We start from the raw sequence: 24,081 nt of genomic DNA on the forward strand, positions 1-24,081 counted from the left end.
TTCCCTGACCCGGACCGGATAGGCGGGGGGCACTTCCAACGAGGTGAAACAGCACGGTTAATTCAGGATTCGGCATGTTTTTGCCGGAATGGGTGGCAATGGCTTGCCGGTCCGCCGTGCGACAGGCTGATCCGTTGCGCGGCCGGTTGCGGGGTGCTACGCATCGCCGACCGGCTTGTGCCGGCCATTCGCCGCCACCATCTTTCGGCGGTAATTCAGGTTGATGCTGTGATGTCGCAATTTTCCCGTCGCTCCGAACGCCAGGCTGTTCCAGCCGGCCGGAACGCGACGGTGAAGCATCCGGGCCGCGGGCTCGGACGTGCGCTTGCAGCAGACGCAAATCTTCAAACCCATTTCGACCGTGCTGCCCGGAGCAGCGCGGTCGGTATCATTGACCGCGTGCTGCGGCTGACAACCGCTCGGCGCGCCCGGAGAACATTAAATGACCACGCGTATGCTGATCGACGCACGCCACCGGGAAGAAACCCGTGTGGCCGTCGTCAAAGGGAACCGAATCGAGGAGTTTGATTTCGAGTCCGCCGAGCGCAAGCAGCTCAAGGGCAATATCTATCTGGCCAAAGTGACCCGTGTGGAGCCGTCGCTCCAGGCGGCGTTCGTCGAATATGGCGGTAACCGCCATGGCTTCCTGGCCTTTAGTGAAATCCACCCCGACTATTACCAGATCCCCAAGGAAGATCGCGAAGCGCTGCTTCGTGAAGAAGCCGAGCACGCCGCCGAGGAAGCCGCGCTTCGTGAAGAAGCCGATGGCGATTATGATCACGACCATGATCATGACGACGAGGAAGGCGGCGACGTCGAAGTCGTCGAGCGCCCCGCCGATGAGGACGAGGAAGCCGCTGAGGGTTCGGACGGCGAAGAGGGCGGCTCCGGCAATGGCGGACGCCGTCGCCGCGGTCGCAAGGGCACCGACGATCAGGTCGAGGCGCTGCGCCAGCGCCGCATGAATCTGCGTCGTCGCTACAAGATTCAGGACGTGATCCGCCGCCGTCAGGTGCTGCTGGTCCAGGTCGTCAAGGAAGAGCGCGGCAACAAGGGCGCGGCGCTGACCACCTATCTGTCGCTCGCCGGCCGCTATTGCGTCCTGATGCCCAACACCGCGCATGGCGGCGGGATCAGCCGCAAGATCAGCTCGTCCGCCGACCGCAAGCGCCTCAAGTCGATCATGTCGGATCTGAAGCTTCCGCCGACGATGGGCTGCATCGTCCGCACCGCGGGGCTCCAGCGCACCAAGACCGAGATCAAGCGTGACTTCGACTATCTCGCCCGCCTGTGGGACGAGATTCGGGAAAAGACGCTTCAATCGGCCGCGCCGGCGCTGGTCTATGGCGACAGCGATCTGATGAAGCGGGCGATCCGCGACATCTACAATCGCGATATCGAGGAAGTGATCGTCGAAGGCGAGGACGGCTATCGTCACGCCAAGGAGTTCATGAAGCTCCTGATGCCCAGTCACGCCAAGAAGGTGAAGCATTACAGCGATCCCGTGCCGCTGTTCCAGCGCGCGCATGTCGAGGATCAGCTCGCGGCGATGTACCACCCGGTGGTCCAGCTGAAATCGGGCGGCTATCTCGTTATCAACCCGACCGAGGCGCTGGTCAGCATCGACATCAACTCGGGCCGTTCGACGCGCGAGCACAATATCGAGCAGACCGCGACCGCGACCAACCTTGAGGCGGCACAGGAAATCGCGCGTCAGCTGCGCCTGCGCGACATGGCCGGCCTCGTCGTCATCGACTTCATCGACATGGACCACGGATCGAACGTCCGGAAGGTCGAGAAGGCGATGAAGGAAGCGCTCAAGAACGATCGCGCGCGCATCCAGGTCGGCCGCATCAGCGCCTTCGGCCTGATGGAGATGAGCCGCCAGCGTCTGCGCACCGGCGTGCTCGAGGCGTCGACCGTCACCTGTCCGCATTGCGAGGGCACGGGTCTGGTCCGCACCGCGTCGTCGGCGGGCCTTTCCGCGCTGCGCCTGATCGAGGATGAGGCCGCACGCGGCCGCGGCTCTCTGCTGACGCTGCGCTGCAGCCAGGAAGCGGCCTTCTATGTGCTCAACAAGAAGCGCGCCGACATTGCCGAGATCGAAGACCGTTATGGTGTGATGGTCGAGATCCTGTCGGACGGCGAGCTCGAAGGCGCGCGCATGTCGGTCGAGGCCAGCGGCCCGCCGCCGGCGCACGCGCCCAAGTTCGCCGCCGCGATCGAGGAGATCGAGGAGGACTTCGTCGAGGAGATCGACGAGGACGAAGACGAGGAAGAAGAGGTCGAGGCCCGCGAGCCGCGCGAACGCCGCGAGCGCAGCGACCGTGGTGAGGGCGATGGCGAAGGCCGTAAGCGCCGTCGTCGTCGTCGCGGCCGCCGCGGCCGCCGCGACGAAGAGGGCGGCGAGCATCATGAGCCCGAGGACAATGTCGAAGGCGCCGAGGGTGAAGCTGAGGCCGATGAGGTCGAGGCAACCGACGAGGCCGAAGTGTCTGCTGAGGCCGCAACCGAGGAAGGCGAGCATCGCAAGCGCCGGCGTCGTGGCCGCCGTGGCGGGCGTCGCGGTAATGGCGCTGAGACTGTTGAGGCGGAAGCCACCGAGACCGCCGAAGCCGCAGAGGAGGCGCCTGCCGAGCCTGTGACCGCTGAAGTCGAGGAAGAGGCCCCGGCCAAGCCCAAGCGCCGCACCCGCAAGAAGGCGGCGGACGCCGAAGCGCCCGCAGCCGAACCGGTCGTCGAAGCCGTTGTCGAGCCGCAGCCGGAAGCCGAAGAAGTTCCGGTCAAGCCCAAGCGTACTCGCCGCAAGAAGGCCGAAGCCGAAGCCCCCGCTCTGGAAGCCGCGCCTGAAGTGGTTGCGGAAGCGGCTCCCGCGCCGGCAGCCGACGAAGCACCGGCCAAGCCGAAGCGCCGCAGCCGTGCCAAGGCTGCCGCGCCGGTCGCGCAGGATCTGGAGCCGACCGCTGCGGCTCCGGCCGAACGCGGCGAGGACGACGTCGTCGGCGACGATGGCGAGCCGCGCCGCGGCTGGTGGCAGCGCACCTTCGGAGCATAATGTGTCGAGCGGCGGGAATGGCATCATTCCCGCCGCTCACGCATCGTTCATGCGGACCGACCTATCCCATTCCGGGGCCTGCGTTGGCGGCGGGTGGTTGATCGCAGGGGATAATCCGCCATGATGCCGGCCATGAAGCGCTTCATATCGCTCTTCGCGCTCCTGCTGCTCGTCTGCGTCACGAGTCCGGCCTTCGCTCAATCGATCTTGCGTGATGCCGAGAGCGAGGCGCTGCTCGCGGACATGTCGCGGGACCTGATCAAGGCCGCTAATCTTCAGCCCAACAATGTCCGGATCATCCTGATCGGCGATCCTTCGATCAACGCCTTCGTCGCGGGCGGTCAGGCCGTTTATGTCCATTCGGGCCTGATCGACGCCGCTTCCAGCGCCAATGAAGTGCAGGGCGTGATCGCGCATGAACTGGGTCACGTCACTGGCGGTCACGTGCCGCTGAGCGACCGCATGGCCAAGGGCGCTACCGGCATCACCATTCTCAGCCTGCTGCTCGGCGCCGCCGCAATGGCCGCCGGATCGGCGGACGCCGGTATGGGGTTGATGCAGATGGGCCAGCGCGCCGCGCTTGGCAATTTCCTCGCCTTCAGCCGTGCGCAGGAAGCGACCACCGACGCTGCCGGTGTGCGCTACCTTTCGGGCGCGGGAGTCAGCGGGCGCGGGATGCTCGATTTCTTCAAGAAGCTTCAGCAGCAGGAATATCGCTGGGGCCTCAAGCGCGGCGGTGAGCAGAGTTACGTGATGAGCCACCCGATGTCGGGCGAGCGTATCGCGACGCTGACGGCGGACCTCCAGGCCGATCCGGCGTGGAGCAAACCCAATGACCCCGCGCTGGAGGAGAGGTTCCGTCGCATGCAGGCCAAGCTGCGCGGCTATGTCTCCGATCCCAAGGATACGCTGAAACGGTATCCGGAAACCGACACGACCGTTCCGGCGCGCTACGCCCGAGCCTATGCCTATCATAAATCGGGTTACCCTGAGCAGGCTGCTGCCGAGGCCGCGGCGCTGGTGAAGGCCGAGCCCGGCAATCCCTATTTCCTGGAGCTGGAGGGGCAGATCCTGCTTGAATCCGGCAAGCCGAAGGACGCGATCGCGCCGTTGCGCGCGGCGACCGAGAAGACCAATTATCAGCCGCTGATCGCCACCACCTTTGGCCATGCGCTGCTCGCGGTCGAGGATCCGGCGCTGCTGCCCGAAGCGGAAAAGGTGCTTCGCCAATCGGTGGTACGCGACCAGGAGAATCCCTTCGCCTGGTATCAGCTCGGTATGGTCTATGAACGCAAGGGCGATAGCGCCCGCGCCGCGCTCGCGACCGCCGAACGGTCCAGCATGGTCGGCGACATGGGCCGCGCGCTTCCCAGCGCTCAGGCGGCTATGGCGGGGCTGCCGCAGGGCTCGCCGGACTGGATTCGCGCGCAGGATATCGTCATGGCCGCTCAGGCGGTGATGCAGGACAGAAAAAGAAGGTGATGGATTTCATGGTGAAGACTCCGCTGGCGATTGCCGGCCTGGTGGCGTTGTCCGCGGCGATCGGCGCGGGAGCGGTGCTTGGTGTCCAGACACTCGCGCCGGCGGGCGTCGCCGATACGGACAAGGCGCGGATCGGTCAGATCGTGCGCGATTATGTGCTCGCTAATCCAGAAATCCTGCCTGAGGCGATGAAACGCCTGCAGGAACGCGAGACCGGCAAGGCGGTCTCGTCGAGCCGCGATGCGATCACTCAGCCTTACGCCAGCGCATGGGAAGGCAATCCCAAGGGTGATGTCACCGTCGCGGTCTTCATGGATTATGCCTGCGGCTATTGCCGCGCCAGCCTGCCGATGATCGAACGGCTGGTGGCGTCGGACAAGAATGTCCGCATCGTCTATCGCGAGCTGCCGGTGCTGAGCGATGTCAGCCGCACCGCTGCGCGCTGGGGCTTGGCCGCCGCCGATCAGGGCAAGTTCAAGCCGTTCCATTCCGCCCTCTATTCGGCGGGCCAGCTGAGCGAGGGATCGATCCGCGCGGCGGCGGCTTCGGCCGGGCTCGATACGGCGAAGGCTCAGGCTGCGCTGACGACCCCGCGGGTGGAAGGCGAGATCGCGAGCAATCTCGATGTCGCGAGCAAGCTTGGGGTGACCGGCACGCCCAGCTGGGTGATCGGCGACCGCGTCATTTCCGGCATGGTGCCCTATGAGGTGCTCGAACAGGCGGTTCAGGCGGCGCGCAAGAAGGGCTGAACCGCGCGGGCCAAGGGGAGGGTGTATGCGTATCGGCGTCTTGGCATTGCTTCTAGCGGCGATGGTCGTCGACCCCGTGGTTGCTCAGGTTTCGCGCGAGGATGCGATCGCGGCGCTTGCCCGCGAACATCCCCGCACCGCGATCGGCGCGGCGCTGATCCGCGACGGCAAGGTGGTGTGGACCGGCGTTGCCGGCGCCCAGACCGACAAGCAGCCGGCAACGCGTGATACCTTCTTCAACATTGCGTCGATGACCAAGCCGGTGACCGCCGAACTGGTCATGCGGCTGGTTCAGGCGGGTCGGATCGGCCTCGATGAACCGATGGCCCCGGTGTGGATGGACCCGGATATTGCCGCCGATCCGCGCGCAAAGCGGCTCACGCCGCGCTTTGCGGTCAGCCATCAGACCGGCCTGCCCAACTGGCGCCCGGAAAACCGGCGCCTGGTCTTCGCGCGCGAGCCTGGGACCGGCTATATCTACTCGGGCGAGGGCTATGAACTGGTCGCCCGCTTCGCCGCGCGCAAGCTGCGCGCGGATTTCGAGGATCTGGCCGACGCGCACCTGTTCCGACCGATGGGGCTTGCCCGCATCGCCTATACTTGGCGGCCGTGGATGGAGGGCCGCGTCGCGGTACCGGCGAACGGCAACGGCTATCCCGGCAGCGGCGGGCCGCATCCCTATGGCCATTGGCTTGGCGCGGACGACATCTACACGACCGTCGGCGACTATGCCGCCTTCGTTGCTGGGGTGGCGCGCGGCGACGGGCTGAGTGCCAAGCTCAAGGAAGAAAGGCTGCGGCCACAGGTAGCGATGCCCGGATGCGCGAAGCCTGTGGCGGGATGCCCGGACAGCGTCGCGATGGGTCTGGGCTGGCAGGTCATGCGGTTCGGCAAGCGGCGGATGGTGCTGCATGACGGCGGCGATCCGGGCGTCTCGGCCATCGCCTATTTCGACGCCGACACGCGCGATGGCGCATTGGTCTTTCTGTCGGGGGAGGGCGATGCGCCATTGGCGATGCGGGTGATCGAGGCGATCGATCCGCAGTCGCTGGTACTGAGCGGTTACCGCGCGATCCTGAAATCGCACGAAACGGCCGAATAGAAAAATCGAACGAAGAACGAACATTGCGGGTTGTGTAGCTCGCAACCGTCCCTACATCGCGCGCAAGTCAGGGGGCCTTCCATGCAGCCGATCCTATCCGTTCGCGGTGTCAGCAAGACCTATGCCTCGGGGCACAAGGCGTTGGGATCGGTCGATCTCGACATCAACAAGGGCGAGATTTTCGCGCTGCTCGGGCCGAACGGCGCCGGCAAGACGACGCTCATCTCGATCATCTGCGGCATCGTCACGCCCAGCTCGGGCACGATCATCGTCGATGGCCACGACGCGATCAGCGAGCCGCGCGCGGCGCGGATGAAGATCGGGCTGGTGCCTCAGGAATTGTCGGTCGACATGTTCGAGACGGTTCAGGCGACGACGCGCTACAGCCGTCGCCTGTTCGGTCGCCCCGCGAACGACGCCTATATCGATCAGGTGCTGAAAGACCTGTCGCTCTACGACAAGCGCAATTCCAAGGTGATGGAGTTGTCGGGCGGAATGAAGCGCCGCGTGCTGATCGCCAAGGCGCTGGCGCACGAGCCCGACATCCTGTTCCTCGACGAGCCCACGGCGGGCGTCGACGTCTCGCTCCGCCGCGACATGTGGAAGCTGATCGGCTCGCTGCGTGAGCGCGGCACCACCATCATCCTGACCACCCATTATATCGAAGAAGCCGAGGAAATGGCCGATCGGGTGGGCGTGATCAACAAGGGCGAACTGCTGTTGGTCGAGGGCAAGGCCGAGCTGATGAAGAAGCTCGGCAAGCGCGAGATGGACATCGCGCTGGTCGAGCCTCTGAACGATGTTCCTCACGATCTCGACGAATGGCACCTGAGCCTGGAGGATGAGGGTACGCGGCTGCGTTACACCTTCGATGCCCAGGCCGAGCGCACAGGCATCCCTTCGCTGCTGCGCAAGCTCGGTGACCTCGGCATCCAGTTCAAGGATCTCGATACCTCCAAGTCGAGCCTCGAAGACATCTTCGTCGACCTTGTCGAGAACAAGCAGAACGCGGGCGCTGAGGAGAAGGCGGCATGAGGGGCTTCAACCATCACGGCGTCTGGGCGATCTACCGGTTCGAAATGGCGCGCGCCATGCGTACCTTGTGGCAGAGCCTGGTCACGCCGGTGATCACGACCGCGCTCTATTTCGTCGTGTTCGGCGGTGCGATCGGGTCGCGGATGCAGGAGCTCGATGGCGTCGCCTATGGCAGCTTCATCGTGCCGGGCCTGATCATGATGAACCTGCTCCAGCTATCGATCTCGAACGCGTCGATCGGCATCTATTTCCCCAAATTCACCGGCACGGTGTACGAGCTGTTATCGGCACCGGTCTCGGCGATGGAGATGGTGATCGGCTATGTCGGCGCTGCGGCGACCAAGTCGATCGCGATCGGGCTGATCATCCTGATCACGGCGATGGTGTTCGTCGACGTGCCGATTCGGCACCCCGCGATGATGCTGACGATGCTGGTGCTGACGGCGCTCACCTTCAGCATGCTCGGCTTTATCATCGGCATCTGGGCCAAGGGGTTCGAACAGCTCTCGTTCGTCCCCGCGCTGATCGTGACTCCGCTGACCTTTCTCGGCGGCGCCTTCTACACGATCAACATGCTGCCCGATCCGTGGCGCACGATCAGCCTCGCCAACCCGGTCGTCTACCTGGTCAGCGGGTTTCGCTGGAGCTTTTTCGGCACCGGCGACGTCTCGATCGGGGTCAGCCTTGGTTTCACCGCGGCATTTCTGCTGCTGTGCCTCGGCGTGATCGGCTGGATCTTCAAGAGTGGCTGGCGGCTCAAGAACTGAGCCGCCGTCTCATCCCGCGACCGGCAAGGTGATCAGCGACCCGGTGCACACCCGCTGGGTCGCCTTCACAAAGTCGCTGGGCTTGGCCTTGTAGATGTTGGGCACAAAGGTCTGCGGGTTGCGATCGATTACCGGGAACCAGCTCGACTGCACCTGAACCATGATGCGGTGACCCTTCTTGAAGACATGGTCGTGGTCGCGCAGCGGCACGTTCCACGCCACGACCTTGTTCGGCACCAGCGGCTTGGGCGTCGAGAAGCTCTCGAGCCAGCGCCCGCGCCGGACCTCCATGGCGATGGGCAGCTGATAGCCGTTGAGCGTCTTGGGATAGTCGCCCAGCGCCTTCACTGGGGTCGTTTTGTCATAGTCGTCGGGCAGCACGTCGATCAGCTTGACCACCATGTCGCTGTCGGTGCCCGACGTCGAAGCCCGCAGCGTGGCGCTGATCGCGCCGCTCACGGTCAGGTCCGTGTCGAGCGGGGCGCTGACATAGCTCAGCACATCGGGGCGTCCGTTGACGAAGCGCTGGTCCGCCGCTTCCCACCATTTCCACTCCTGCGAGGGATAGGTGACCGAGATCGGCCGCTCGCGGTACGGTACGGGATTGGCGGGATCGGAGATATACTCGCGGCACCCTTCGCTCGCAGGCGCCGCGAAGGACAATGACCCGTCGGCGTTCAGATAGAGGTTCGTCGCCTTCGTCCCGGCGGGCGGCCATTTCGCATAGTTCTTCCACTGCCACGATCCGCTCTGGAAGATCTTGGCCTCGCCGGTCGGCTGGGGTCCCTTGCCGTGCAGCCAGTGCGCGAAGAAGGGCGCCTCGACATCGCGCTGGAACTCGGTGCCGCTGGGCTTGCCGAACTTCACATAGCCCAGATCATCGCCCGCGCCGCGCCAGCTGCCATGATTCCACGGGCCGGCGGCGATGATGCTCAACCCCTTGGGGTCGTCCTTCTCCATCTGCTCATAGATCTTCCACCCGCCCAGCGGGTCTTCCTGATCCCAGAAGCCGACGACATGCAGCGTGGGCACGGTCGTGCGGCCGAGCCGTTCGGTCCACACCTGGCGCTTCCAGTGATCGTCGTAATTCGGGTGCTCGATGATCTGGGTCAGCATCGGCACGCTGCCCTTGAAATACAGCTTGTCGAGATTCTCGACCGGCCCGAGCTTCAGGAACCAGTCGTAGAGATCCACTGGTGCTGGTCCACCGGGATTATAGTCGAAATCGTCGCCATTCTTGTTGTTCTGGAGCGCATAGGTCCAGTCGGTGAGATAGGAGAGGCGGAGCGCGCCATAGCGATGGAGATCGTCGTTCATCCACCAGTCGTTCCACGCTGCCTGCGGGCTGATCGCCTTGAGCGCGGGATGCGGGCGCGCCAGCGCCACCGCGGCGGCATAGCCGGGATAGGAGCCGCCCATCATCCCGACTCGGCCGTTCGTGTCGGTGACGTTCTTCACCAGCCAGTCGATCGTGTCGTAGGCGTCGCTCGCCTCATCGGGCGCGTTCGACCCTTTCGGCGAAAGCGCCATCGACATGTCGAAGCTTCCCTCCGACTTGTAGCGCCCGCGCATGTTCTGGAAGACGAGGATATAGCCGTCGTCCATCAGATACTTCATCGACGCCGGCACCGCCTTGGGCGCCGCGCCGGGTACGCCATAGGGGGTACGCTGGAGCAGGATCGGCAGCTTGCCGCTCTTGTTCGTGGGCCGCAGGATCACCGTCTGCAGCTTCGTCCCGTCGCGCATGGGGATCATCACCTCCTGAAAGGTGAAGGCCGTTGCCGGCGCCTGCGTCGTGGTCGCCTGGCGCGCGGGAGCGGGAGCAGTCAGCGTGGTCGCGGCGAGGGCGGCAAGGATTGCGGCGCGGCGGTACATACACTCTCTCTCCCCGGTTGTGGCGGGAATAGAGGCGCGCCGCCGGGGCCTGTCAATCGTCAGTGCGGCGCAACAACGCCGGACGCAGGACCAGCCCGTTGAGGTTGAGCAACGCGTGGATCAGCATCGCGAACCACAGTTCTCCGGTGGCAAGGTAGAGCGTCGAGAGCAGCGCCCCCACGACCCCGGAAAAGGCCATGCCCATCCAGCCCTGATAGCGGTGCGCGCCCGCAAACAGCAGCGTCGCGAACAAAAAGCCGAGCGACGCGCTCCCGGTCGCAAGCGTTGCGAACAGCGGCAGGGCAAGGCGGAAGAACAACTCCTCGACGACCCCGGCCGCAGCGCCCAGCATTGTGGTCCAGCCGAACTCCCCGGGATCGCGAGGCAGGATGCGGTCGATATCGCCCGCGCTGAATGGCCGCTTCCCGCGACCCATCCGCCAGCGCGCGAGAAGAAGCCCAAGCACGGCGCCGCCGGCAAGACCAGCCAGCACCGCGGCCTCGAACGCGGCGCCGCTGAACCCGGCAAGGCCGCGTGCCTCGACTGCTAGCGCGGCGAATTCAGGGGGTAGGCGGGTCAGCGCGTCGATTCTGCCGCCGATCACCAGCGCCGCTAGCGCACTTGCCCCGAATGCCAGCGGCGCGCGGCGCATCCAGCGGCGATAGCGGGCGATCCGACTGGTGGCTGGCGGCACGCCGCCGCCCCGGAGGTACCAGGCATAGGCGGCGATGAGTGCCGCCAGCAGTGCCCAATGGATCAACCGTGCGGGTCCCGCCGAATTGGTGCCGCTTCAGCGACGCTGGCCACGTCCCGCGTCATCCGTTGCGATGTTCGCCCCGGACCCAGCGCACGGTCCCCGAACTGGAACGCATCACCACGCTCTCGGTCGTCATCTTGCCCGGCCGGCGCTTGACGCCCTCAAGCAGCGAACCGTCGGTCACGCCGGTCGCGGCGAAGATGCAATCGCCCTTGGCCAGTTCGGTCAGGTCATACTGCTTGTCGAGGTCCGCGATTCCCCAGCGGCGGGCGCGGGCGCGCTCATCCTCGTTGCGGAAGACGAGACGGCCCTTGAACTGGCCGCCGACGCAGCGCAGCGCGGCGCAGGCGAGCACGCCCTCGGGCGCGCCACCCTGGCCCATATAGACGTCGATGGTGGTGTCGGGATTGGTGGTCGCGATCACGCCGGCGACGTCGCCGTCGCCGATCAGCACCACGCCGCAGCCGATCGCGCGCAGTTCGGCGATCATCTTCTCGTGGCGCGGACGATCGAGTACGCAGGCGATGATCTCGTTGGGCTTCACGCCCTTCGCCGCGGCGATCGCTTCGATATTCTGGGTCGGCGTCTTGTCGAGGTCGATGACCTCTGGCGGATAGCCGGGGCCGACCGCGATCTTGTCCATATAGACGTCGGGCGCGTTGAGCAGGTTGCCCTCTTCGGCGATCGCCAGGACGGCAAGGCTGTTCGGCCCGGCCTTGGCGCAGATGGTGGTGCCTTCCAGCGGGTCGAGCGCGATGTCGATCTTCGGACCCTTGCCCGGTGCCGATCCGACCTTCTCGCCGATGAACAGCATCGGCGCTTCGTCGCGCTCACCCTCGCCGATCACGACGGTGCCGTCCATGTAGAGCGAGTTGAGCGCGGCGCGCATCGCCTCGACGGCGGCGGCGTCAGCGGCCTTCTCGTCGCCGCGGCCGGTCAACGTCGACGCGGCGATGGCGGCGGCCTCGGTGACGCGCACCATTTCAAGCACCAGGACGCGGTCGAGCACCTTGCTGGCGGTCTGCATGATTTGGCGAAGCCCCTCTAAAGATCGTGTTTCGAGCGGCGATAGGAGCGCGCGCCGGGCTTGTCGATGGGGGCCAACGCTGTCATCCATTCAAAAGCTGGCGATGCCGGTGAAACCAAGAGCAATTCGCGGCGTTCGGTGTGTGTCGAGGGGTGAGGTGCGCGGATGATCATGAGTCTGTTGTTGGCGTTGAGCGTCGCGGGCGAACCGCGGGTCGTCACTTTGCCCAATCGCGCCCGGCCCGCAGCCACGGTCCGCAAGCGCTCCGCGCGCAAGGTCGCGCGCCGCGTGCTGCCCCAGCCGGCAAAACTGTGCGTCACCGGTACCTGCTCGCAGTCAGCCGCTCCGGGTTACCGGCTGACCGGCGTCACAACGACCGAGCATAGCGGCAAGATGGAGGTGGTCCGCTCGACCGGTCTGCCCTGCGGCGTGCAGGGCGCCCCGGTTTGCCCGAATAAGGGCCGGGAAGTGTTGAGTACCGGTATCAACTGACCCGGTTTTCGCGGTGCCGTCGTTGTGCTAACGCAACGAACGGAGGGTTCTGCCCATGTCCGTGTTGCTTATCGTTTCGATCATGCTCCAGGCTGGCGGCGACGATGCCGCGCTTAAGGCCTATCGCGAAAAGACTCGCGCCATCATCCCGTGCAAGACCACCGGCGATCCCGATGAGGTGACGATCTGCGCCTTGCGTGATGCGGACAAGAAATACCGCGTCCCCTTTGTCAGTGCCCGCGCCGCCGACAATGTGCCGGCCAAGACCGAACGGGTGCTGGAGGACGGGATGTTCCAGTGCGGCGTCACCGGTCCCTTCCTGACCCAATGCGGCGGCATGGTCGGGGTGACGGTGGGCGTCGGCTTTGACGGCAAGGTGATGCGCAAGCGCGAACCCGCGCCCTAGCGCAGGTTCAAGTCGACCGTTTACGGCCAACGGCTCGGAAAATGCGGCATCGAGGGACAAGAGCATTTCCGCTCAAAGCGGAAATGCTCCGGCGCCTCACTCGCCCAGAATGTGCATCCACATCGGCTCGCCCGCCAGGCTGGGCGAGCCGCGCAGCTTCTCCAGCGCCTGTGCGATCGAGCGCTCGGGCACTTCATGCGTGACGATCGCGACCAGCACGCTGCCGTCGGCCATCGCCCCGCGCTGGATCAGCGATTCGATCGAAACGCCAGCATCGCGCATCGCCGCCGCGATCTCGGCCAGCACGCCGACCTTGTCCGCGACGGTGAAACGCAGATACGCGCGGCCACGCCGTTCGCCGGTTGGGGCGATCGGTTCGGCGGTCAGGCTGGTCGCGGGCATCGCATAGGGCGGGCCGAATTCGGTGCGCGCGATGTCGATCAGGTCGGCGACCACCGCCGATGCGGTCGGGCCGTCGCCCGCGCCCGCGCCTTGGAACAGCAGCCGGCCGACGAAATTGCCCTCCGCCACCACCGCGTTGGTCGGGCCAAGCACGTGCGCCAGCGGATGCGAAAGCGGGACGAGGTGGGCGTGGACCCGCTGGAACAGGCCATTGCCATTGAGATCCGCGATGCCGAGCAGGCGCACGCGATACCCCAGCGCCGCCGCCTCGGCGATATCGGCGGCGAGCAGATGGCGGATACCGCCGATTGCGACGTCGCCGAATGCGGGCTGGGTGCCGAAGGCGATGCTGGCGAGGATCGAGAGCTTGTGCGCGGCGTCGACGCCGTCGATGTCGAAGCTGGGATCGGCCTCGGCGAAGCCCGCCGCCTGCGCCTCGGCCAGCACTTCACCGAAATCGCGGCCTTCGGCCTCCATCTTGGAGAGGATGAAATTGCAGGTGCCGTTGAGGATGCCATAGACGCGGTCGATCTGGTTGGCCGCCGCGCCTTCGCGCAGCCCCTTGATCACCGGGACGCCGCCGGCGACCGCCGCTTCGAACTTCATCGGCGTGTCGCTTTTCTCGGCGACCTGTGCCAGCTCCAGCCCGTGATGCGCGATCATCGCCTTGTTGGCGGTGACCAGGCCCTTGCCCGCCGCCAGCGTCGCGCGGGCGAGCGCGAGCGCGGGGCCGTCCGATCCACCGATCAGTTCGACCACCACATCGGCGCGCGGGTGACGCGCCAGTTCGGTCATGTCGTCGACCCAGTCGAAGCGCGAGATATCGACGCCGCGATCCTTGGCGCGGTCGCGCGCGGAGACCGCGACGATCTCGATCGGCCGGCCCGCACGGCGCGCGATCAGCTCGGCATTGGCGTCGATCAGGCGAATGACGCCTGCACCCACGGTTCCAAGGCCGGCAAGAGCAACGCGCAACGGTTCGGTCATGTCAAAATCTCCTGGCACTCCCGCTAGAGAATGCCCGGAGCGCCGCAACCCTATTATTTCTTTGTCAGGCCGATCTCGCGCAGCCGTTCGGCGAGATAATCATGCGCGGTGATCGGCGGCTCGCGCTCGGGATTCTCCGCGGTCACGCATTGCGGCAGCGCCTTGATCAGGAAATCGGGCGCGGGGTGGAGGAAGAAGGGCATGGAATAGCGCGGCGAGCCGCGGCGCTCGACCGGCGGATTGACCACGCGATGCGTGGTCGAAGGCAGGACATGGTTGGTCAGCCGCTGGAGCATGTCGCCGACATTGACCACCATCGCGCCTTCGGGCGGCTTGACCGGCAGCCACCCGCCGTCCTTGTCGAGCAGCTCCAGTCCCGCTTCCTCGGCACCGAGCAACAGGGTGATGAGATTGATGTCCTCATGCGCCCCGGCGCGCACGTTCGGCGCATCCTCGGTCACCGGCGGATAGTGGAGCAGGCGCAGCACCGAATTGCCGTCCTTGACCGCAGGGTCGAACCAGTCGGGCTTGAGGCTCAGGTGGCGCGCGATCGCCGACAGCAGCTTGTCGCCGGCGGTGTCGAACGCCGCGAACAGCTCGAGAAAGGTTTCACGAAACCCTTCGGGCCGGTCGGGCCAGATATTGGGCGACATATTCTCTTCGAACCGGTGTCCGGCCGGCAGCTCGCGGCCGATATGCCAGAACTCCTTGAGGTCGACATATTCGGCGCCCTTGGCGATTTCGGTCTTGAAGGGCGTATAGCCGCGCGCGCCGCCGCCGCCCGCGACGAAATAGCCGCGCTTCTCCTCCTCGGGCAGGTCGAAGAAGGTCTTGGTCGCCGCCCATGCGCGGTCGATCAGGTCCTGGGGCACGCCATGATCGGACACCATCGCGAAGCCGAACCGCTCGAACGATCCGCCCAGCGCGGCCGCGAAGCCATCAGGGTCGCTCGCCTGATCGGCCAGGCTGACCAGCGGGACTTCGGCAAGGATAGTGTCGGGCATTCAAGGTAACTCCGGAAACGATTCTCCCGGAAATAGACCGTCGCGGCGCGCTAGAACAGAGGCGGGAGGGGTACAGTGCCGTGCACCCCTCCCGCAGGCCGATCGCCTACGCAGCGATGGATCGTGTTTTCAAGCCGCACCAGCCCGCTCCCCCACCCGGCCACCCAGCAAAGCTACCCTATGGGAGGCCGAGTGGGGGAGCGGGCTGGTGCCGCCTACCGCAAAGGTCCTACTTCCCGAGGACGGTGAGCGTGCCGCGGCTCTTCGAATCGCCGGCGGAGTCGAGCTTGAGCGTGAAGTCGCTACCCTCGCCGGTCTTACCGGTGAACTGGCCGTCCTTCGCGGTGACGGTAAAGCCGGCCGCCTGCATCTGTTCCTGGAACCAGTTGCGGACCTGGTCGGCGGCGGCGGGCGAATCGAACTGGACGCGCACCGTATCCTCGCCGCCCGCGTCGCGATTGGCATCGACATTGAGACTGGCGATCGTCGACCCGGGATAGAGCTTGAGGCCGCCGACATCGAAATTCTCGGCCTTCAGATCGAATTTTGGCAGCTTGATCGATCCTTCGAAGCCCGGCGCCTTGATCGCGACTCGGCCGTCCTTGTCGGCCTTGATCGTCGCGTCGCCTTCGCCGCTCTTGACCGAGATGCTCGCGCCGTTGCCATCGCCCGATCCGTCGCCGCATGCCGCGAGCGCCAGCACCAGGGGAAGGGCGATCCAGTTCCGGGTCATACACTCGCTCCACCGTATTATTCAGACAATACACTAATCAGCGCGACGAAAAAGATCAAGACGCGGGGTGACGTGCTCTTGGCGATGCGGCATTGGGCGCGGCATGGACGCGCAGACTCACCAACCCGGCGAAGCGGCGAACCGGTCGCCCATCCCGATGGGCGAGTTCGTCGCGCTGATCGCGTCGATCATGGCGTTGACCGCGCTCGGCATCGATTCGATGCTCCCGGCGCTGCCCGCGATCAGCGACGAGCTGGGTGTGACCCAGCCCAATCACCGCCAGTACGTCATCACCGCCTTCATGCTGGGCTTTGCGGTCGCGCAACTGTTCCACGGCCCCCTCGCCGACCGCTTCGGGCGCAAGCCGGTGATCGCGATCGCGCTTGGCTTCTATGTCGTGACCAATGCGGTCGCGGCCTTTTCGGGCAGCTTCGAGCTATTGCTGCTTGCCCGCGCGGCAAGCGGCGCGGCGGTGGCGGCGGGCCGCGTGGTGACGGTGGCGCTGGTGCGCGACTGTTTTCAGGGGCGGGCGATGGCGCGGGTGATGAGCCTCGCCTTCATGACCTTCATGATCGTTCCCGTGCTCGCGCCCGCCTGGGGCCAGCTGATGGTGATCATCTTCGGGTCGTGGCGGCTGATCTTCGGCGGGATCGCGATCATCGCGGCGCTGGTGCTGATCTGGTTCACGATGCGCATGCCCGAAACACTGCCGCGCGATGCCGTACAGCCGCTCGATCCGCGTGCGATCTGGCGCGGCTACCGCACGATGTTCCGCGATCGCTGGGCAGTCGGCTACACCTTCGCCACCACCGCCATCTCCGGCTGCTTCTTCTCGTTCATCGGATCGATCCAGCAGATCGTCTATGATGTGTTCAAGCGGCCTGAGCTGCTGAGCGTGGTGTTCGCGTCGGTCGCCGGGCTGATGGCATTGGGGTCGTTCCTCAACTCGCGGCTGGTGATGCGGTTCGGGATGCGCTTCCTGTCGCACTTCGCGCTGGTGGCGACGACCGCGCTTGCGGTGATCCACCTGATCGTCATCCTCACCTGGGGCGAGACCCTGTGGGTGTTCATCGTGCTACAGGCGCCGATGATGGCGGCGATGGGCCTGGCCAACTCCAATTTCTCGGCGATGGCGATGGAGAATATGGGCGAGATCGCGGGGACCGCGTCGAGCCTTCAGGGCTTTATCGCGACGATGGGAGCGGCGGTGCTGGGCGCGGTGATCGGTCAGGCGTTCGATGGCACGACGATCCCGCTCTATCTCGGCTTCACGGTCCTCGGCTTCACGGCGCTCGCCATCGTCTTCGTCACCGAGCGCGGCAAGCTGTTCCGCCGCAGCTGAGGGCGTTTGGCGGATATCCAAGGAACCGTGTGCGCTGTTCCGCCGTTCGCGCTATAGGTGAGGCATGGAGGGCTGCGATGGGCGGTCATCAAGTTCCAGGACGCGGACCCGGCGACGACGGGTATGACGAGGACGGCTATGACGAGAGTCAGCGCGCCCAGATCCTCGAAGCGACACGCAACGGCCCCACCGACGGTCTGATCCAGACCGACCTCGATCCAGATCTGGGCGAGGACATCGAAGCCGATGAGGACGACGAATTCGCCATGGTCGCGGACGATGCGGAAGGCGACGTCGTCGAATATGAACCCGACGAAGACGACACCTGATCCTCGCGGCGATTGACTGGCGCGCGCTTCGGGCAGAGCATTGCCCACCAAGGGAGCGCATATGGCCACCGATCCGCGAATCGATGCCTATATCGAACGGCAGGCGGACTTCGCCCGACCGATCCTCGCCTGGCTGCGCGCCCGGGTCCACGCCGCCTGCCCCGATGTCGAGGAAGACATCAAATGGGGAATGCCGGCCTTTTCCTACCGCAACCGGCCCCTGGCCGGCATGGCCGCGTTCAAGGCGCATGCCAGCTTCGGCTTCTGGTATCGCGACCAGCTCGCAACCGGGAAGGAAGGGGAGGCGATGGGCCAGTTTGGCCGGATCGAATCGTTCGCCGATCTGCCCGATGACGTCGCGATGGAAGCGCAGGTGCGTGAGGCGATGTCGCTGACCGACTCGGGCAGCATCCGCAAGCGCGCCGCCAGACCGCCCAAGCCCGAAGCGGAGGTGCCCGAGGTCTTGGCCGAGGCGCTGGCACGCGACCCGGCCGCCGCCGCCAATTTCGATGCCTTCGCGCCGAGCTGCCGCCGCGAATATTGCGAATGGATCGGCGAGGCCAAGCGCGAGGCGACCCGCGACAAAAGGCTGGCCGAGGCGATGGCATGGATCCGCGAGGGCAAGAAGCGGCACTGGAAATATGAAAACTGCTAAAGAGGCTTGCGCTCCCTAGAATGCATGGCATGATATATCATCTCTAACCGTGGAGGTGACACATGCGTCGTTCCATTGCCCCGACCCGCTCCGCGGACGAGCCGATCTCCGCGCTCAACACCACCCCGCTGATCGACGTGTTGCTGGTGCTGCTGATCATGCTCATCGTCACCATTCCGTCCGCGATGCACAAGTTGCCGGTCGATCTGCCGGCGGGGCCATCCCCTGTCGTGCATGAACTGCCGCATCGGCTGGATATCGCAGCGAATGGGGCACTGGCCTGGGACGGCCGGGCGATCACGGATGCCGAGCTTCCGGCGCTGCTCGCCTCGACCGTCGCCGCAAGCGGCGTGCTGCAGTTCAAGGCGGACGAAGCGGCGCGTTACGAGCGCTTCGCCACCGTTCTGACGCAGGTCAAGCGTTCCGGCGTCACCCGGCTGGGCTTTGTCGGCAATGAGGCGATGCGGTTCGACTGATCTTCCCCGCGCGCCATAGTTGCCGTAAACGTCAATCCCTATGGCGCGCTTCACACGCACGATCACCGCCGGGCCGGACGACATCGACGAGCTTGGCCATGTCAATAATGCCGTCTGGGTCCGCTGGATCCAGGATGTCGCGGTGGCGCACTGGCACGCGGTCGCCGCGCCCGAGCATCACGATGCCTATATCTGGGTCGTGACCCGCCACGAGATCGACTATCGCGGCAATGTGTCCGAGGGCGAGACCGTGACCGGCGAAACCTGGGTGCCCGAACCGCCGCGCGGCGCACGGTTCGATCGCCACATGCGTTTCACCGGCGCCGACGGCAAGGTGAAGGTCGAGGCGGTCTCGACTTGGGCGATGCTCGACCGCGCCACTGGCCGGCTGGTCCGCGTGCGCGACGAGATCGCGGCGCCGTTTTTGGAGGGGTGAGCAGGGGCGAGGCGCCGGGCGCGCTTTCGACTTATTGAGCGCGTTTGCCTTGAGGCTCAGCAAGTCCACAACGCCTCAAACTTTTCTTTCACCCCCTCATCGCGAACGGTGACGACCGCCGCTTCTCCAATTGGCGTTGAGGATGCGGATCCTGCCAATGAAATACCCCCAATGGTGACACTCAAAGATCCCCGCCGGAATGTGCCGCCACCGCGCACATTCTCGCCTTGATAGGACAGGATTGTCGGTCGCCCCTCCACTCGCACGACTGCTTTCCCGCCGTAAGAGATCAAGCGGACATAGTTGCTTGGCGCTTCGCCTTCTGTCGCGAGGAAGCAGCGGTCCCCCGCCGGCCACGGGTCGTCATCCATGAGCGGTTGGAGATGCCGAGAGGTTTTGTTTAGTGGTTCACCACAAGCGGATACAAGAACCGGCGCAAGAAGAAGAGTCAGGTATGCGGTCTTCATGAGGGCAGGCTATGCTGCTCAACGACCGTTTTCTACCCGATACCGACGACCCGCGCTGCCTCGCTCAACCCGAGTTCCGCAGGGCCGTTGCGATCGCGTTGATCGACAGCAGGATACCTTGTTCGATCTTGGGATCAGTCTCGCCAGCGCGGTGGCGCTTGAGCAGTTCGACCTGAAGCAGGTTGAGCGGTTCGATATAGGGCAGGCGCAGCTTGATCGAGGTTTCGAGCGCCGGGTGCTTCTCGAGCAGCCGGGTCTGGCGCGTCACCTCGAGCAGCTGATCGTGCGTCGTCTGCCAGCCTTCGCGGATGCGTCCGAAGATCGCGTCACCCAGCGCGCGATCCTCGACCAGCTCGGCATAGCGTGCTGCGATGCCCATGTCGGACTTGGCCAGCACCATCTCCATATTCGCCAGCGCTGAGGCGAAGAGCGGCCAGCCCACTGCCATTTCGCGCAGCAGCCCGCGATCCTTGAACTCCGACAGTGCCGCGCCGACGCCATACCAGCCCGGCAGCATCACGCGCGCCTGCGCCCAGCTGAACACCCAGGGGATCGCGCGCAAATCCTCGATCGCGTCGCTCTTCTTGCGGCTGGCCGGGCGGCTGCCGATCTTGAGGCCGGCGATCTCGGCGATCGGCGTCATCTGGCGGAAGAAGCTGGTGAAGCCCTCGGTACCATAGACCAGACCGCGATAGGCCTTGAACGCCGTACCCGACAATTCCTCCATCGCCGCTTCGAACCGCGCGGCATCGGCGGTGCTGAGCTGCTGCGGCTCGAGGCTGGCGAGCAACGTCGCCGACGCCATCGCCTCGAGATTGGTCTGCGCGCTTTCACGCGTGCCGTACTTCGCCGCGATCACCTCGCCCTGTTCGGTGATACGGATGCGGCCTTGCACCGTGCCCGCCGGCTGCGCCTGAATCGCCTGGAACGACGATCCGCCGCCGCGCCCGACCGCTCCGCCGCGTCCATGGAACAGCTGCATCGCGATCCCGGCTTCCTCGAACACCGGCTGCAGCGCCGTCGAACCCTTGGACAAACCCCAGGTCGAGGTGAGATAGCCGCCGTCCTTGTTCGAGTCCGAATAGCCGATCATCACTTCCTGATGCCCGCGCTTGCCGGCGATCGCCGCGACCTCGGGCAGCGCGAACCAGGCACGCATGATGTCCGGCCCGGCGTCGAGATCGGCGATCGTCTCGAACAGCGGCACCGCCATGACATGCGCCTGCGGCTCCTCGCCCGGGATATACAGCCCGGCTTCCTTGAGCAGCACATGGACTTCGAGCAGGTCGGAGACCGACTGCGCCATCGACACGATATACTGGCGGATCGCGGCGCGGCCGTAGCGCTGGTGCGCCTCGGCGGCGGCCTGCACGATTGCCAGTTCCGATGCGGTCTCGTCTGAATAGGTCGCGAAACGGCTGGTCAGCGGGCGTGGCGACGCCAGCTCGCGGCGTAGCAGGTCGACGCGTGCCGCCTCGCCGAGCGCGGCATAGTCGGTCTCGACGCCGGAAACCTTGAGCAGTTCGGCGATGACGCGTTCATGCACCGCGCTGTTCTGGCGCATGTCGAGCGTGGCGAGATGGAAGCCGAAGATGTCGACCGACCGGATCAGCCGTCCTAGTGCGCCGCTCGACGCTAGCGTCTCTGCACCTTGCGCGGCCAGGCCGTGCGCGACGGTGGACAGGTCGGCGCGGAACGCGGCGGGATCGGGATAGCGTTCGCCGGTCAGCGCGCCGGGGCGTGGCGGCGCCTTGCCGGTGAGGTCGCGATAGGTCGCGGCAAGGCGGGCATAGATACCCGAGAGTGCGCGGCGATAGGGTTCGTCGGCGCGGCTCGCGGCGGCGTCGCCGCTGGCGTCGGCGAGGGCAACGACACCCGGATCGATCCGCGCATGATGGCTCGAGATCGACAGTTCGGCGCCGAGTGCATGGACCGCGTCGAGATAGTGATTGAGCACCGTCTCCGCTGAGCGCGACAGCGTTAGCCGCAGCGAATCGGCGGTGACGAACGGGTTGCCGTCGCGGTCGCCGCCGATCCAGTTGCCGGGGCGCAGGAAGGCGGGCACGCGGCTGCCCAGCGCGCGGTCCCAGCGCGCGTGGAGCGCGGGCAGGACCGGCAGGAACACGTCGCGCATATAGGAAAGCGCGGTCTCGACCTCGTCGGCGACATAGAGGCGCTCGGGCCGCAACACGCGGGTCTGCCACAGCAACGCGACCTGCCGCACCACCGCCTCATCGACCAGGTCGCCATCGGCGGTTTCGGCGATGCCGCGATCCTTGAGCGCCATCAGCTCGGCAATGCGGTTGCGATGATCGATCATCGATTTGCGCCGCACCTCGGTCGGGTGTGCGGTCAGTACCGGCGCGACCAGCGCATGGTCGAGCAGCTCGGCGATCTTGGCGGTATCGACGCCATGTTCCTTGAGCTTGGCAACGGCATGCTCGACGTCCGCGCCGGTTTCGGCGGCCACGCCTTGTCGATCCTCGGCCAGGTTGGCGAGCATTGAAAACAACATGAAGCTGCGCACGAAATCGAGCGTGTCGTCGAGGCTGAGACTGCCCAGGCCCGGATCGATACTGTCCGCGCCTGCGATGCCGCGATGCCGATCGACCGATGCTGATCGGATATACTCGATGCGCCGGAACAATGTGTCCCCGCCATAGGCGCGAATCACGTCGCCTAGGACGCGGCCCAGATAGCGGATGTCGGGATTGTTCGTGATTGGTGGTGCGCTGGCCATGCGCGCGTGCTGCACTGCGGCATGGCCAGCGTCAACCGGATCGTTACTTTAGAGACGAGAAGCGTGAATGATTATGTCGCATCGTCGTCAATCCGGCGGCGGAAGGTTTCGGGTAGGAAGAACAGCCCGAGGATCAGCGTCAGCACCGCGACGGTGATCGGATACCATAGGCCGTAATAGATATCGCCCGTGGCCGCGACCATCGCGAAGGCGATCGTCGGCAGGAACCCGCCGAACCAGCCATTGCCGATATGATAGGGCAGCGACATCGCGGTGTAGCGGATCCGCGTCGGGAAGATCTCGACCAGCAGCGCCGCGATCGGGCCGTAAACCGCGGTCACCAGCAGCACCAACCAGAAGAGCAGCGCGACGATCAACGGCTTGTTCATCGCTGCCGGGTCCGCCTTGACCGGGTAGCCGGCATCGGCAAGCGCGGTCTTGAGCTCGCCTTGATAGGTGGCGATCAAGGCGGCGCGTTCGGCGGGCGCGAGTCCGGTCGGATCCGGCGCCGGATGTTCCTCGTCACCCACCCGGACGGTCGTGAACTTGAGCGTCGGCGCGCCGGGCGGCAGCATCGCGGGCACGCTCTTATAGGGGATGCCCGACTTGGCGAGATAGGCCTTGGCGATGTCGCAGCCCGACTGGTCGAACTTGTTGCGGCCGATCGGGTCGAACTGGACCGAGCAGATGTCGTTGCTCGACATGATCGTCACCGGCGCCCTTTCCTGGGCGGAGGCGAGCGCCGGATTGGCCGCCTGGGTCAGCGCGTGGAAGGTCGGGAAATAGGTGATCGCCGCCAGCGCGCAGCCGGCCAGGATGATCTTCTTGCGCCCGATCCTGTCGGACAGCGCGCCGAAGATCACGAAGAAGGGGGTGGCGAGGGCAAGGGCGATCGCGATCAGGATATTGGCCGTCGCGCCGTCGACCTTCAGCGTCTTCTCGAGGAAGAACAGCGCGTAGAACTGGCCCGTGTACCAGACCACCGCCTGCCCCGCGACCGCACCCAGCAGCACGATCAGCACGGTGCGCAGATTGCGCCACTGGCCGAACGCCTCGGTAAAGGGCGCCTTGGAGGTGGTGCCCTCCTCTTTCATCTTCTGGAACACCGGACTCTCGGCAAGCTGGAGCCGGATCCACAGCGACACGGCGAGCAGCAGGATCGAGACGAGGAAGGGCAGGCGCCAGCCCCAGTCGGCAAAGGCGGCCTCGCCGATCGCGGTGCGGATACCGATCACCACCAGCAACGCAGCGAACAGGCCGAGCGTCGCGGTGGTCTGGATCCAGCTGGTGAACAGGCCGCGCTTCCCCTCGGGCGCATGTTCGGCAACGTACGTCGCGGCGCCGCCATATTCGCCGCCGAGCGCAAGGCCCTGAAGCAGGCGGAGCAGCACCAGGATTACCGGCGCGGCGATGCCGATGCTGGCATAGCTCGGCAGCACGCCGACCGCGAAGGTGGAGAGGCCCATCAGGCCCATCGTGACGAGGAACGTGTATTTACGTCCGACGACATCGCCCAGCCGCCCGAACACCAGGGCGCCGAACGGCCGCACCGCGAACCCTGCGGCGAATGCGCCCAGTGCCAGGATGAATGCGGTGGTCTCGTTCACGCCCGAGAAGAATTTGGCCGAGATGACCGTCGCCAGCAGTCCGTAGAGGTAGAAATCATACCATTCGAACACGGTACCGAGCGACGAGGCGATGATCACCTTGCGCTCGTTCCGGCCCGCAACCGCTGGCTGCGCCGTCATCCTCGTCTCCCTGAT

22 protein-coding genes are annotated in these 24,081 nt (G+C 65.5%); 13 read left to right on the plus strand and 9 right to left on the minus strand.

What is annotated here, in order from left to right; all coding sequences use genetic code 11:
* Nucleotides 1–442 precede the first annotated feature (442 nt).
* From AC07M1_RS03085 to AC07M1_RS03110, 6 genes are all read left to right on the plus strand, one after another.
* Nucleotides 443–3,055: an Rne/Rng family ribonuclease gene (locus AC07M1_RS03085; RefSeq protein ID WP_495161099.1), complete on the plus strand. Its 2,613-nt coding sequence runs from the start codon at nt 443–445 to the stop codon at nt 3,053–3,055.
* 132 nt (nt 3,056–3,187) lie between these two features.
* On the plus strand, nt 3,188–4,537 hold the full coding sequence (locus AC07M1_RS03090) for a M48 family metalloprotease (protein WP_495162805.1): 1,350 nt from the start codon (nt 3,188–3,190) through the stop codon (nt 4,535–4,537).
* Nucleotides 4,538–4,545: 8 nt separating this feature from the next.
* Entirely contained in the window at nt 4,546–5,286 is a 741-nt protein-coding gene (locus AC07M1_RS03095) for a DsbA family protein (protein ID WP_495162806.1), read from the plus strand.
* Between the two features lie 25 nt (nt 5,287–5,311).
* Nucleotides 5,312–6,388 (plus strand): serine hydrolase domain-containing protein, encoded by a 1,077-nt coding sequence (locus AC07M1_RS03100; RefSeq protein ID WP_495161100.1) that lies wholly within the window; start codon nt 5,312–5,314, stop codon nt 6,386–6,388.
* Nucleotides 6,389–6,469: 81 nt separating this feature from the next.
* Nucleotides 6,470–7,423, plus strand: a complete 954-nt coding sequence (locus AC07M1_RS03105) for an ABC transporter ATP-binding protein (protein WP_495161101.1) — start codon at nt 6,470–6,472, stop codon at nt 7,421–7,423.
* Entirely contained in the window at nt 7,420–8,190 is a 771-nt protein-coding gene (locus AC07M1_RS03110) for an ABC transporter permease (protein WP_495161102.1), read from the plus strand. The genes AC07M1_RS03105 and AC07M1_RS03110 overlap by 4 nt, the downstream gene beginning before the upstream one ends.
* Nucleotides 8,191–8,199: 9 nt before the next feature.
* Here the strand turns inward: AC07M1_RS03110 and AC07M1_RS03115 are convergent, their stop codons facing one another.
* From AC07M1_RS03115 to glpX, 3 genes are read right to left on the minus strand one after another with little or no spacing between them, the layout of a single operon-like run.
* Nucleotides 8,200–10,065, minus strand: coding sequence for a CocE/NonD family hydrolase (locus AC07M1_RS03115; RefSeq protein ID WP_495161103.1), 1,866 nt, complete (start codon nt 10,063–10,065; stop codon nt 8,200–8,202).
* Nucleotides 10,066–10,117: 52 nt separating this feature from the next.
* Entirely contained in the window at nt 10,118–10,825 is a 708-nt protein-coding gene (locus AC07M1_RS03120; protein WP_495161104.1) for a CPBP family intramembrane glutamic endopeptidase, read from the minus strand.
* Between the two features lie 55 nt (nt 10,826–10,880).
* The gene (glpX, locus tag AC07M1_RS03125; RefSeq protein ID WP_495161105.1) at nt 10,881–11,849 is read right to left on the minus strand and encodes a class II fructose-bisphosphatase; all 969 of its coding nucleotides are present in this window, start codon (nt 11,847–11,849) and stop codon (nt 10,881–10,883) included.
* A gap of 171 nt (nt 11,850–12,020) precedes the next feature.
* On the opposite strand from glpX, the gene AC07M1_RS03130 reads away from it, so the two are divergent.
* The gene (locus AC07M1_RS03130) at nt 12,021–12,341 is read left to right on the plus strand and encodes a hypothetical protein (RefSeq protein WP_495161106.1); all 321 of its coding nucleotides are present in this window, start codon (nt 12,021–12,023) and stop codon (nt 12,339–12,341) included.
* 55 nt (nt 12,342–12,396) lie between these two features.
* Nucleotides 12,397–12,747, plus strand: coding sequence for a hypothetical protein (locus AC07M1_RS03135; RefSeq protein WP_495161107.1), 351 nt, complete (start codon nt 12,397–12,399; stop codon nt 12,745–12,747).
* A 96-nt stretch (nt 12,748–12,843) separates the two neighbouring features.
* On the opposite strand, the gene AC07M1_RS03140 is transcribed toward AC07M1_RS03135, so the two are convergent.
* From AC07M1_RS03140 to AC07M1_RS03150, 3 genes are all read right to left on the minus strand, one after another.
* Nucleotides 12,844–14,136, minus strand: coding sequence for a homoserine dehydrogenase (locus AC07M1_RS03140; protein ID WP_495161108.1), 1,293 nt, complete (start codon nt 14,134–14,136; stop codon nt 12,844–12,846).
* A 53-nt stretch (nt 14,137–14,189) separates the two neighbouring features.
* On the minus strand, nt 14,190–15,140 hold the full coding sequence (locus AC07M1_RS03145; RefSeq protein ID WP_495161109.1) for an isopenicillin N synthase family dioxygenase: 951 nt from the start codon (nt 15,138–15,140) through the stop codon (nt 14,190–14,192).
* 229 nt (nt 15,141–15,369) lie between these two features.
* Entirely contained in the window at nt 15,370–15,873 is a 504-nt protein-coding gene (locus AC07M1_RS03150) for a hypothetical protein (protein ID WP_495161110.1), read from the minus strand.
* Between the two features lie 103 nt (nt 15,874–15,976).
* Between AC07M1_RS03150 and AC07M1_RS03155 the strand changes: the two genes are divergently transcribed.
* The 5 genes from AC07M1_RS03155 (at nt 15,977) to AC07M1_RS03175 (ending at nt 19,111) form a co-directional block, all read left to right on the plus strand.
* Nucleotides 15,977–17,215: a multidrug effflux MFS transporter gene (locus AC07M1_RS03155; RefSeq protein ID WP_495161111.1), complete on the plus strand. Its 1,239-nt coding sequence runs from the start codon at nt 15,977–15,979 to the stop codon at nt 17,213–17,215.
* A 77-nt stretch (nt 17,216–17,292) separates the two neighbouring features.
* Entirely contained in the window at nt 17,293–17,544 is a 252-nt protein-coding gene (locus AC07M1_RS03160) for a DNA primase (protein WP_495161112.1), read from the plus strand.
* A 61-nt stretch (nt 17,545–17,605) separates the two neighbouring features.
* Nucleotides 17,606–18,199 (plus strand): YdeI/OmpD-associated family protein, encoded by a 594-nt coding sequence (locus tag AC07M1_RS03165; protein WP_495161113.1) that lies wholly within the window; start codon nt 17,606–17,608, stop codon nt 18,197–18,199.
* 62 nt (nt 18,200–18,261) lie between these two features.
* A complete protein-coding gene (locus AC07M1_RS03170) occupies nt 18,262–18,675 on the plus strand; it encodes an ExbD/TolR family protein (protein ID WP_495161114.1) in 414 nt (137 codons plus the stop codon).
* A gap of 40 nt (nt 18,676–18,715) precedes the next feature.
* Nucleotides 18,716–19,111, plus strand: a complete 396-nt coding sequence (locus tag AC07M1_RS03175) for an acyl-CoA thioesterase (protein ID WP_495161115.1) — start codon at nt 18,716–18,718, stop codon at nt 19,109–19,111.
* A 56-nt stretch (nt 19,112–19,167) separates the two neighbouring features.
* Here the strand turns inward: AC07M1_RS03175 and AC07M1_RS03180 are convergent, their stop codons facing one another.
* The 3 genes from AC07M1_RS03180 to AC07M1_RS03190 form a co-directional block, all read right to left on the minus strand.
* On the minus strand, nt 19,168–19,578 hold the full coding sequence (locus tag AC07M1_RS03180; protein WP_495161116.1) for a hypothetical protein: 411 nt from the start codon (nt 19,576–19,578) through the stop codon (nt 19,168–19,170).
* Nucleotides 19,579–19,642: 64 nt separating this feature from the next.
* Nucleotides 19,643–22,318, minus strand: a complete 2,676-nt coding sequence (gene ppc / locus AC07M1_RS03185) for a phosphoenolpyruvate carboxylase (protein ID WP_495161117.1) — start codon at nt 22,316–22,318, stop codon at nt 19,643–19,645.
* A 71-nt stretch (nt 22,319–22,389) separates the two neighbouring features.
* Nucleotides 22,390–24,066, minus strand: a complete 1,677-nt coding sequence (locus tag AC07M1_RS03190; protein WP_495161118.1) for an MFS transporter — start codon at nt 24,064–24,066, stop codon at nt 22,390–22,392.
* Nucleotides 24,067–24,081 lie beyond the last annotated feature (15 nt).

Source organism: Sphingomonas sp. GW821-FHT10C01 (assembly GCF_059415525.1).